This window comes from Polaribacter sp., from assembly GCF_024639685.1.
In the GTDB taxonomy this organism is placed as follows: domain Bacteria; phylum Bacteroidota; class Bacteroidia; order Flavobacteriales; family Flavobacteriaceae; genus Polaribacter.
Genome location: NZ_JAHEHX010000003.1, coordinates 275940 through 288348, shown reverse-complemented (window position 1 = coordinate 288348; position 12409 = coordinate 275940). Strand labels below are relative to the sequence as shown.

Below are 12409 nucleotides of genomic sequence, written 5' to 3'. Positions count from 1 at the left end.
ACGGAATTAAATTTTAAGCGATGTTTTCTTTTGATGATTTCATAGAATTCCCAAATAAATCTAATATGGGCTTTCCTTTACCATCTGGCGTTGTATAAAATGGTCTACCTTCTATTTCATAATGGGTTTCTGGATGAATCCCTAAAGCATGATAAACAGATTGATGTACTTCATCTATTACTACTGGATTCTCTATTGATGAACAAGGTCTTTCATCGGCAGTTTTACCATAAACTAATCCTTTTTTTACACCGCCTCCCCACATTAAAATAGAACTGCCGTCTGTGAAATGACGATGCATTCCATAGTGTTTTTCTTTTCTTATAATATCGGGTTGATTTACTTGATTTTTAACAAGTTCTCCAGGTCTACCCTCCATAATAGCATCTCGACTAAACTCACTTGCCAAAATAATAAGTGTTCTATCTAAATGACCTGTTTCATCTAAATCCTTAACAAGTTGAGCTATAGGTCTATCAATAAGCGCTTTCATTTTTTTAAGTCTTGTGTGTCCATTTTCGTGCGTATCCCACCCCAAAAACGGTTCGTATTCTGTAGACACACTAATAAATCGACCTCCATTCATCGCTAATCGTTTTGCCAACAAACAACCTAACCCAAAGCGTCCTGTATTGTATGTATCATAAACTTCTTTTGGTTCTTCTGATAAATCAAAAACTTTAGCTTCGGGCGAATTTAATAAACGATACGACTGCTCCATAGAACGCATTAATGACTCTCGCTGGTAATCGCTACCCTGCTCCATCACCTCGCTCTTATTTGCTAGTTCTTTATATAATTTATAACGTGCTTCAAAACGTTTAAGCGACATGCCCTTTGGTGGGCGCACACTTTCTAAACCACTTGAAGGGTCTGGAATTAAAAAAGGCCCATATTCTGTACCTAAAAACCCTGCAGAGTGAAATGCTTTGAGCTCTTCAGACTCCCCCATTGTAAAACGTTGCCCCATAGCAATAAAAGGAGGAATAACAGGATTCGCAGGTCCTAACTCCTTGGCTATCCACGCCCCTATGTGCGGAGCTTGTACAGACTGTGGTGGCTCATAACAAGTGTGCCAATGATATTGATGACGTGTATGCAAAATATGTCCTAAATCTGCAGATTTATAGGAACGAATTATAGCTCCTTTATCCATTACACTCCCTATACCCTCTAATCCTTCAGAAAAATACAAATCATCAACTATAGTGGATTTCTTAGGAAAAGTACTTAACACTCTCTTGCTTTCTACGCCTTTTTCAAAAGGTACATAAGCTTTAGGGTCAAATGTCTCGGTATGTGCCATGCCTCCTGCCATCCAGAGTAAAATAACAGTATCTGCTGTAGATGCCATTTTTTGAACCTCAGGCGAACAAGAACTTAAAAAACTAAATCCTGGAATTGTAGTTGCAGCTGCTGATAAACTAGCAGCACTCATTTTTTTCAAAAAATCTCTACGTGACTTATTTGTATCCATTTTTTTATTTTTAGTTAATAAACTGAAATTCTGGCGACATTAAAACCGCCCAAAACACATCCTGCAATTGTTCTTGTTTTGGGTTCTTTCCTAAAACATTCAGCATCATTGTTTTTTCTTCATTTGAAGGTTGTCTATTCAATGCCTGTTCATATAAATCATCTACAATAGCACTACTATCCTCTCCATATTTTATTAACCACGATTGCGCACCTTCTTCTAAAATTGAATTAAAAAATTCACCGTTTGTAAGTTCTAAAGCTTGCAATAAGGTCGCTTGATCTTCTCTTGATGTAGTTACAATTTCTCTACTAGGCCTTCCTAAAGCTTTCATAAACGGATGTTGTTTTACCAAACTAGCACGTGCAAATTTTTCGTTGTGTGGTTTAAACGTAAAATCAAGTAGTTGCCCCCAATTCTTAAAATTTCCGGTACTATAATTTCTAACTTTTTTCCATGAACTATCATCATACGCAACCGCAACCCAATCGCCTTCAGGTAAATCACGAGAACTCACCCAAGATTTATCGGATTTTAAAAGTATACTTTTTCCATTTTCATAGTTTAACTTTAAAGCAAATAGTATACCAGCAGGGTTTGCAATGGCACCATTATTTTCGCCTATGATTGCTATAGTATTTTTACCTGATTTTAGATACCTTGTTACATCTATTTTATCTACGACTTTCCAATTTTTATTTTGTAATATCTTTTTTCCATTAAGATAAAGTACAAAAGAATTATCAACCGAAATTAAAACCTCTCCTTTTTTAATAGTTTCTTTTGAAACATTAAACGATTTTCTAAAATACCTTTTACCAGGTTCAGGTAGCACTACTCTTCCCAACTCTTCTTCTAGGTGCCATATACGTATAGCTTTAATATCATCTCCGTTAGGATTAAATGCCACTTGCGGGTATAAAGGCGCAATAATTTGACTTACAGCATCCGAAAATTGTTCAGCACTTAATCGACGCGTTACAGGACCTTTAAAGACATACTTTGCTTTTAAGTCTTCCTCTTTTTTATAATTGACCATAGGCAATTGATAAACTTTAGATGTCATGATGCTCTTAATTAAATGCTTTAAATTTGAACCAGAATCTATAAAATCTGCTGATAACCAATCTAATACCAATGCGTTCCATGGCGCATTATCCATTTCATCTAAAGGTTCGACAATACCACGCCCCATTAATCGATCCCAAAACCTATTCGCAATGGTTCGGTAGAGTCTCCCATTATCTCTCTGCACCATCACTTCCGATAGCTTTAACAATCTATCCTTAACGGTTTCTCCCTCAACACTCCCTAATTCTGGATATAAAAAATTAGGTTTCGCCATTTTACCTATGGGCTTATCACAGCGATTCAATTCCAATATGGAATCAGAAAATATAGTTGCAAATCCATAAGCTTGATCTAATGTTAAATTACTAATAAAACTGTTATGGCACGACGCACATTTTACATTAACACCCATTAAAGATTGCCCAATGTTTTGAGCTGCTTGCATCTCGGTTCTTTGACTAGCATTAACAACACCCCGCCATTTCACACCCTTTATAAAACCTTCTGAACCTCTTACGGGATTTACCAATTCAGTTACTATTTGGTCATAAGATTTATTTTTCATTAGCGAATTATACAGCCAATGTGTAATCTGTTTTTTTCCACCTACGCTGTAGTAATCATTTCGTAGCAAATCATTCCAAAAACTCAACCAATGTTGCGTGTAATTTTGATTATCATATAGTAAATCATCAACTAACGCTTCTCTTTTGTTTGGATTATTATCATTTATAAAATTTTTAACTACGCTTGGTTCTGGTAATAACCCAACAGCATCCATGTAGGCACGTCTTATAAAAGCTCTATCGTTAATAACTTCTTGCCAATCCAGGTTATTTTTATCAAAATAAATAGCTATTAATTTATCTATAGGATGTGTAATGTCTTCAACCTTTGGCAATTCTGGCTTCACTAGGGCTAATGCTGCTTCTGGAAAAACTTTCACCGCTTTATCAGACCAATGTGCGCCTTCTTTAATCCATAGTTTTACAAGCGCTATCTCATCTGTAGTTAATAGTTTACCTTTTGTAGGCATTACCTTTTTATCATTAGCCGGAAGTATAATACGCTTGTAAATTTCACTTTCTTCTGGCTTACCTGGTACAACTGCCAGTCCACTTTTGCCTCCTTTAAAAACACCTCGTTTAGTTTCAAGCACTAACTCGCCTTTTTGCTTGTTTTCACTATGACATTGGTAACATTTATGAGCAAAAAGACCCCTTACTTCTAAGTTTAATTTATCTTTTTGTAATTCTGATAAAGAATCTGCTCCTTTAAGTTCAGATAGTAATGCTCCCGATTCTTTATTGCTATATCCCTCTTTACTACCCGGAAAAACGGATGTTAAATAATCTTCGCCATGAGTTAGGTTGGCACCTAAATGTCCTGCTATGGTAAGTAAAACTACTGTTGCAAAGAGCATAAACCGATATGCTTTTAAATTTACAATGGTTTTTTTTAGACTATTTTTTAAAATTATGGCTGTAACTATTGCTAATACTGCTGTTGCTATACCTATGTATTGATGATTATCTACTAAATCGCCAGTATACGCTTCTTGAGTTTTTAAGAACCAACCAAAGAGTGCTGAAAATACTGCAAATCCTGTACCTATATAAATCATCCAATTAACACCTTCTCTAAGTCCTTTTCGTTTACCTCCTATAGTTAATATCTCTAATAATAATGCAACTACCAAAAGACCTATTGGAAAGTGTACCAATAGTGGATGTAAGCGTCCTAAAAATTGTAGTACCCAATTTGAAGTATCCATAAATTATTTAAATAAAATTATTTTTAAAATTATTTTTTATTTTGCTTTTTATTATCCTGTAGTATCAGGTTTAACTTCTATATAGAATTTCCTATTCCTACCAAAACAACAGATGATATAATCACTATAATTCCTGATGTTATTGTCCATTTAGTTTTTTTAGCAACACCATGCCATTCCTTACGGTATACACCCCAAAAGTTTGCTGTTAAAATAATGGTAGACATGTGTAAAATCCATGAACTTGCGCCATTGCCTAATTTACTTTCTCCCATACCATAAAAGAAGAATTTTAAAAACCAGATGGTTCCTGCAAAATAAATAAGTTTATATTTAATGAAATATATTTAGTCTCAAACATTTTCCTGCAGGACACAGCAGGTTGTCAAATTGAGATCAATTAAATAAATTTGAAAGTAAAGATTCAATTATTAAAAAACACTCAACTTAACTTTATGAAATTTTATAATTTATTATTTATGGTTTTAATTGCATTTTGCTTTTCTGGATGCAATCAAAATGAAACTCCTTGGGAAAATCTTTTTACAAACGATTCGCTTGAAGGTTGGAATATTAAAGGAGGAAATGCCTCATATAAAAATGAAAATGGTACTATTATTGGCACAACAGAACCAAATACTCCAAATACTTTTTTATGTTCAGATAAATCATATATGGATTTCATTTTAGAAATTGATTTTAAAGTAGATTCTGTGATGAATTCTGGAATTCAAATTCGTAGTAATTCACTGCCATATTATAGAGATGGAATGGTACATGGGTATCAGGTTGAGATAGATCCTTCAAAACGTGCTTGGAGTGGAGGTATTTATGACGAAAAAAGAAGACTTTGGTTGAATCCTTTAAAAGAAAATGTTGCAGCTCAAAAAGCTTTCAAACAAAATGAATGGAATCACTATAGAATAGAAGCGATTGCAGACACGATTAAAACCTGGGTAAATGGAGTGCCTGCAGCTCATTTAATAGATGATAAAACTGCTGCTGGTTTTATTGGACTTCAAGTTCATAGTATTGGAAAAAATAAAGATAAATTAGGAAAACAAACGATGTGGAAAAATGTAAAAATTTTAACCACTGACCTTGCTAAATACTCTCAAAAATCGTCATTAAAACCAATTATTACAAAAAATAAGCTAACATTTCAAGAGAAAAGGTCTGGTTGGAAAATGCTTTGGGATGGAAAAACAACTAAAGGTTGGAGAGGTGCTAAATTAACTGAATTTCCTGATAAAGGTTGGTCTATTGAAAATGGAGAATTAATTGTCGCTGAAACTGGTGGTGCAGAATCAACTGCAGGTGGAGATATCGTAACCACTAAAGAATATAGCAATTTTGAATTACAAGTAGATTTTAAATTAACTGCTGGTGCAAATAGTGGTATTAAATACTATGTAGATACAGAAATTAATAAAGGACCTGGTTCTTCTATTGGTTTAGAATATCAAATATTAGATGATGCATTACATGTAGATGCAAAAAGAGGTTCTTATGAAGGAAGCAGAACAGTTTGTTCTTTGTACGATTTAATGAAAGCAGCTCCAATAAAACCTTTGAAACCAATTGGAGAGTGGAACAACGCTTATATCAAATCGATAAACAATCATGTAGAACATTGGGTGAATGATGTTAAAGTTTTAGAATATGATCGTGGAAGTGAAGAATTCTTAAAACTGGTTGCTGGAAGTAAATATGCAAAATGGCCAAATTTTGGGCTTTTAGAAAAAGGTCAGATTTTATTACAAGATCATGGAGATAAAGTATCGTTTAGAAATATTAAGATTAGAGTCCCTAAAACAAAAAAGAAAAAATAATGAATACATCTAGAAGAAATTTTATAAAAAAAACAGCTACAGCAGCTGCGGGAATTGGTTTAGTAGGAACTACTAATGCAATGTCTGCAAAAAGTTACAATAATATTATTGGGGCCAATGATCGAATAAACTTGGCTATTCAGGGGTTAGGAAGAAGATATGGTGGTTTTATAGATGGCATCGCTGCTAAAGAAAATAATGTTCGCTTAAAATATTTATGCGATGTAATGCCAAGTCAATTAGAAAAAGCACAAGAAAAAGTTGGCAAAAAGATAGATTATAAGATTAAATCTGAAGAAGATATCAGAAATATTATCAATGATAAAAATATAGATGCCATTTTTATGGCAACTCCAGATCATTGGCATACACCAGGAGCAATTATGGCAATGCAAGCAGGTAAACATGTATATTTAGAAAAACCTTGTAGTCATAATCCTCATGAAAATGAGTTGGTAGTTGCTGCTCAAAAAAAGTACAACAAAATTGTACAAATGGGGAATCAGCAAAGATCTTCTTTACAAAGTCAAGAGATTATTGCAGAAATTCATAATGGTATTATTGGAGAAGTTTATAAAGCTGTAGCATTTTATACAAATCGTAGGGGAAAAGTTCCTGTGCCAGTAAAAGCTGCTCCACCAAAAGGATTAAATTGGGAGCTGTTTCAAGGTCCAGCACCAAGAAAAGAGTATATGCATGATACTTGGAACTACAATTGGCATTGGTATGGATGGGACTTTGGTACTGCAGAAATGGGAAACAATGCAACACACGAGTTAGATATTGCACGTTGGGCATTAGATGTAAAGTATCCAGAATATGTAGATGTTATTGCAGGAAAAAGACAATTTAAAAGTGATGGATGGGAAATGTATGACCAAATGGAAGCTACTTTTAAATTTGCAGATAACAGAATCATTCAATGGGATGGAGATAGTAGAAATGCATACCAAAAATACGGACGAGGAAGAGGAACTATCATTTATGGTTCTAAAGGATTGGTATTTGTAGATAGAGGTGGTTATGAATTGTACGACTTAAAAGGAAAATTAATTAAAGAGAATAAATCTAGAAGAAAAGAAGGTGGACTTGCTTTAGGTGGTGGAGGTAATTTAACCACAAGACATGTCACTAATTTTTTCGATGCAATTAGAGGAAAAGAAAAATTAACATCATCTATAGAAGTTGGTGCAGTATCTCAAATGTTAACACATTATGCTAATATTTCATACAGAATCAACAAAGGTTTTAATGTTGATGAAAATTCCGGTAAAATATTTGACAGAGATGCTATGAAACTTTGGTCTAGAACTTATGAACCTGGTTGGGAACCTAAATTGTAAAATTTGAAAAGACGTAACTTTTTAAAAAAAGCAGGAATTGCATCAGCAGGAATGTTAACTGCGAACTCTGTATTTGGCAATATATCAAAACTGAATTTTAGCCCAAATAACATTATTAATCTTGGAGTTATTGGAACTGGTCAAAGAGGTACAGGTTTAACATCAATCATTAATAAAATTGAAGATATTAATGTTATTGCTGCTTCAGATGTTATTCCTTTTCGATTGCAAAATGGTATTGCAAAATCAAATACTAAAACAAAAGGATATCAGAATTACAAAGCACTTTTAGACAATAAAGATATAGATGCTGTAATTATTGCAACTCCTTTTAACACACATTCTAAAATTGCTATTGATGCATTAGATGCTGGCAAACACGTGTATTGTGAAAAAACTTTGGCAAAAGGATATGAAGGTATTCAGCAATTAGTAAATAAAACAAAAGCATCAAATACTGTTTTTCAAACAGGACATCAATACCACAGCTCTAGATTGTATACATATGTTGTCGATTTAATTCGTCAAGGAAAAGTTGGGAATATTACCGCTTTCGAATGCCAATGGAACAGACATGGAAATTGGCGAAGAAGAGTGCCAAATCCAAGTTTAGAAAAAGCTGTCAATTGGAGAATGTACAGAGAGTTTTCTGGTGGATTAACTGCGGAATTATGTTCTCATCAAATTGATTTTGTCAATTGGGTTTTAGGAGAAACGCCAACACAAGTGATGGGTGTAGGAGGCATTGATTATTGGAAAGATGGCAGAGAAACTTATGATAATGTGCACTTAACGTATTCATACAAAAATGGCGTAAAAGCAAAATTTTCTTGTTTAACTAGTAATGCTAAAGATGGGTATCAAATAAAAGTTTTAGGAGATAAAGGAACCCTAATAATTGATTATAAGGATGCTTGGTTTTATCCTGAGGGGAAGAAAAATAAAGTAATGGGTGAAGTTGATGGAGTAAGTGGCGCAACTGCTCAATGGGACAAGGACAAAGGTTATTATATTAATATAGAACACTTAGACCCAAGTAAACAAGCTTTATTGGATTTTAAAAATGCAATTATAAATAACAAACCGCCTTTATCAAACATTAATTCTGGTGCTAAAACAGCTGTTTGTGTTCAAATGGCTTTAGATGCGATGTATAATAATGAAATTGTTAAGTGGAATAATAATCTTACTTTTTAAAGTGAGTTAGAAATATTTTTTATAGATATTCTTTTAACTCTTCTTGCAATCATTGGTATTGTTTCATTTTTCTTGCAATTATTTCTTTCTCAGATTTTGGTTCTCGAACTGAAGATGGAGCATCAAAACTATCTGAAATAACTTCTAAGATAATTCTGTATCCTTTCTTTAAATCTCCTTTATGACAAGTTACGTATTGTTTAGTTTCAGAATTTAAACCTGTAATAGAAATGTCCAATTCTTCTGTATTACTATTTTCTCGTCTTACAGAGCTTAAAATGCATGAAACTACAGAGTTTTCTTTTTCAAATCCTGCACGACAAATTTTTTCTCTATTTATGTGAACCTCAAAACCAAATTTTTTTTCATAAAATTTTTATTAACAAAAATCAACTAATTAATAAATAGCTTTTTATAAGCCTAATGAATTCAATTTTAGTGAAATTTAAGTTCAAATGTATTAACAGATACTAATCGAAATACTTATAGTTTTAATGTTTTTTTCAAAAAACACTTCAAAAGGAATTGCTTCTACTCCAGGAACCATATTAAAGGTTCTGTTGCCTGAAATTGCTTTGGTTTTTATTGGTGAATTTGCTTTAATAATTACTAACCCTTCTGGTTTTTGAATGGTTATTTCGTTTTCACTAATGTTAGTAACTACTTCAATTGAAGGAGATACAATTGGCAATACAAAAGCAGTTTGTGCTTCAATATCTTGTTTTGTACTTACTTTAATTTCAGTTTTGTCAGCAGAACAATTATATGCAATATCAAATGCAGAAGCAGTTCCTGAAACTTCTTCTCTTTTTACATTTTTTAATTTAACATCTGCAACCAACTCAATCGTACCATTTTCATCTTTAGAAGCAACTGTTGCTGGTAAATCGTATAAGTTTGTGTACCAAACATCATCTTTATAGACCTCAACTCTTGGAGTTAAACAAATATCTTTTCCAGGTTGTACTTGTTGATTGTTTTTTTCAACTAGAGCATATTCTGCCATACTTGCTGCACACAAAAGACCAACTTTATTATGATACAAAACTCCTAAAGCACCACCTGAAGCTTGACGATAATCGTACTTATAATGATATTCTGCGTCGTAAGCACTTACTGTTCCTCTCCAATCACCCCTTGAAAAAAGATACACATCTAAATCTTTAAAGTGTTTTACTCCATCTGCAGTGGTTCTTGGTAAATTAGCATTTGCATTAATTTCTGGTAAATGATCCCAATGATCCAATAAAGCTGCCAATGGTTTTGCGTGCGTAAAAGTGTGATGCACACAAGGTGGAATACCAGCTTCAATAAAACCAGGACCTCCATGAATTAATCCATCTGCTGTACATCTTTGTAATAATTCTGTGTTTTTTACAGCTGCTGTTCCAAATGCTGGATTGATGTTCGCCATCATTCCAAATGCGGGTTGACTTCCATCGCAGGTTCTACTTCCCCAATAACTCCATTTGTACATTCTGTTACCCCAACTGTTATCCCAAGCTCCATCAGGTAACATAAATTCTAAATGACTGTTCAGAGATTTGGTTAAAATTTGTAATAATTCATCATCCTTTTCCTTGATGGCATACATTACCAAACTATTTAAGGTTTCCTCTACATTGTATCCTAAATCTAAACCTTGCAAGCCTTTTTCACTTAACTTACTTGAGCTCTTTTTACATTCTCCAAATAGTAATCCTTCGTTTTCTGTAAAATATACTTTTACTTCAGAAGCTAATTTTTTACTCTTCGCTTTAAAATCTTCTCTTCCTAGAACATTCCCAATTAAATTCAATCCATATACTGCTGTTCCTGGATAATTAATATTCGTAAAATCTATTGTGAAAGTATCGTAAATATATTGTCCTGCTTTTTCTAAACGAACTGTCCAAGCTTTTCGAGTTGCTTCATCTAAAACATGACCATGATAATGTAATGCTTCTGCTAAAGCAATTGCTCCAAAAACGGTAATTCCTTTCCAAGATTTTGGATTTTTAATTACAGTCCAAGCACCACTTTCTTGAGAAACATTATTTTCTGCCCAAGTCATTACTAATTTAGCACCTTCCACATATTTTTCATCACCAGTTTTATCTGCCATATATAAAAATGGATAAACTGCATCCATACAACGTCCATGAATATGTGAACAAGATGGGCAACCTAAAGCACCATGAACATCTAAATTAGACGGGTTATTAATCTGTACTTTTAGCATCCCATCACTCCAATCTTTTAACAAACCAGAAATTAAATTTTTAAATTCTAAAGAATGTTCTGGATGACTAGTGCAAGCATTTAATAGGCCTGACATTGGTAGCGATAAACCAACACCTGCTAATGCTGAAAGTTGCAAAAAATTACGTCTTTTCATAAAGGAAAATTTTGAGTTTGTAAAATAGAAACAAACTCTTTATAACCTATCCTGTTTCATCCTGTTTTAATCATAAGAAAGCTAAGGGCAAAATCTAATATTCTATTTAATCAAAAGTTTCTTAAAATAACCATCAAAAAAAACTGAGAAAAAATTTCTGAGTTTTTATAATCTTATAATGATAAGTATTAATTAATTAATAATTAATTTATTATAATATACTTTTTGATTTCGATTACTCACTTTAATCAAATAAATTCCGGTTTTAAATCTATTTTGATTTACTACTTCTAAACTTTCTTTCACATTGGTTTTTTGGAATACCTTTTTACCTAAAACATCGTAAATACTTATTGATGCTGTATCAATATGGTTTAATTGTATTGTAAAATTACCATTTGTTGGATTTGGGTATGTTTTTATTGAAGAAAAAGATAACTGATTATCTTCTATACTTAAAGACTGATTGTCTACCTCTGCTTTTTGATACATTGTATTTGCCCATCTAATTTGAGCTCTACCACCTTTTACTCTGTAAGCACCATATCTTATCTTAGATTGCGTTGCTCTTTCTGGTTCAGGAACATTCCAATCGAATACTGTGCCTCCAATTATTGCATTACAATAGTGTATTTTTTTTGAGGTATCGTTTGGATCTTGTTTAAAACCAATCTCTAACTCAAAAGTAGTTTCTTCATCTTTAAGTACATTTTTCAGAAAAACAATTTCTCTACCACTTCCTGATCCTCCACGATATTTTATGCGTTCTGCATAGATATTAAACGATACTTGCTTTCCAGAATTAGCACCTGTACCATATACTGGTTTTGCTAAATACAAACAAATCGCAGGATCTGCAGAGCCACCACCACCAGTATGTTTTCCTTTAGCTTGTGCTATGTAACTGCCATCCGATCCAGAACTTGAAGTCTTACCTGTTTCAAGAATTCTAAATATTCCAGAAAATCGAGCAAAACTACCAATACCCGTTTTCTGAGAAGCACTTAAGGCCCTTTCTATTCTAGGTTGTAATGAGTTTGAGTCTTGATTATTAGAATTATGAGTAATATTATAAATACCCCATGTTTTTCCATAAACATTACTTTCTTTGTAATTAGCGTAACAACTGCGATCATCAATAGTACCTAAATTTACTGGGTTTGGTAAATCATTTGATGTTCTTGTGGCATTTGCGCCATCTGCATTACAAGTGGTATACGAACCTGTATCTTCATCAGGCGCTGTTGTTTGTGCTTTTATAAAAAGTGAATAGAATATAAAAGCGAAACATAAAAGGAATTTTAACGTATTTTTTTTCATAATAATTTTTATGATTTT

9 protein-coding genes are annotated in these 12409 nt (G+C 33.0%); 3 read left to right on the top strand and 6 right to left on the bottom strand.

The features are described from left to right. Nucleotides 1-13 precede the first annotated feature (13 nt). The 3 genes from Q0L44_RS03490 to Q0L44_RS03480 form a co-directional block, all read right to left on the bottom strand. Nucleotides 14-1477 carry a DUF1501 domain-containing protein gene (locus Q0L44_RS03490; RefSeq protein WP_296635335.1) on the bottom strand — a complete coding sequence of 488 codons (1464 nt, stop codon included), beginning with the start codon at nt 1475-1477 and terminating at the stop codon, nt 14-16. Nucleotides 1478-1487: 10 nt separating this feature from the next. Continuing rightward, complete coding sequence (locus Q0L44_RS03485; protein ID WP_296635334.1) at nt 1488-4322, bottom strand: DUF1553 domain-containing protein; 2835 nt, start codon at nt 4320-4322, stop codon at nt 1488-1490. A 77-nt stretch (nt 4323-4399) separates the two neighbouring features. Further along, a complete protein-coding gene (locus tag Q0L44_RS03480) occupies nt 4400-4645 on the bottom strand; it encodes an L-rhamnose/proton symporter RhaT (protein WP_296635465.1) in 246 nt (81 codons plus the stop codon). A 132-nt stretch (nt 4646-4777) separates the two neighbouring features. Here Q0L44_RS03480 and Q0L44_RS03475 point away from each other — a divergent pair, with 132 nt between their 5' ends. The 3 genes from Q0L44_RS03475 to Q0L44_RS03465 are packed head-to-tail and all read left to right on the top strand — an operon-like array spanning nt 4778 to nt 8694. Continuing rightward, nucleotides 4778-6154: a DUF1080 domain-containing protein gene (locus Q0L44_RS03475; RefSeq protein ID WP_296635331.1), complete on the top strand. Its 1377-nt coding sequence runs from the start codon at nt 4778-4780 to the stop codon at nt 6152-6154. Then, entirely contained in the window at nt 6154-7497 is a 1344-nt protein-coding gene (locus Q0L44_RS03470) for a Gfo/Idh/MocA family oxidoreductase (RefSeq protein ID WP_296635328.1), read from the top strand. The genes Q0L44_RS03475 and Q0L44_RS03470 overlap by 1 nt, the downstream gene beginning before the upstream one ends. 3 nt (nt 7498-7500) lie before the next feature. Beyond that, entirely contained in the window at nt 7501-8694 is a 1194-nt protein-coding gene (locus Q0L44_RS03465; protein ID WP_296635326.1) for a Gfo/Idh/MocA family oxidoreductase, read from the top strand. A 49-nt stretch (nt 8695-8743) separates the two neighbouring features. Here Q0L44_RS03465 and Q0L44_RS03460 read toward each other — a convergent pair whose 3' ends face one another. From Q0L44_RS03460 to Q0L44_RS03450, 3 genes are all read right to left on the bottom strand, one after another. Continuing rightward, on the bottom strand, nt 8744-8932 hold the full coding sequence (locus tag Q0L44_RS03460; protein ID WP_296635323.1) for a hypothetical protein: 189 nt from the start codon (nt 8930-8932) through the stop codon (nt 8744-8746). A 222-nt stretch (nt 8933-9154) separates the two neighbouring features. Next, nucleotides 9155-11071, bottom strand: coding sequence for a hypothetical protein (locus Q0L44_RS03455; protein WP_296635321.1), 1917 nt, complete (start codon nt 11069-11071; stop codon nt 9155-9157). A gap of 192 nt (nt 11072-11263) precedes the next feature. After that, the gene (locus Q0L44_RS03450) at nt 11264-12391 is read right to left on the bottom strand and encodes a T9SS type A sorting domain-containing protein (protein WP_296635318.1); all 1128 of its coding nucleotides are present in this window, start codon (nt 12389-12391) and stop codon (nt 11264-11266) included. Nucleotides 12392-12409: the final 18 nt, after the last annotated feature.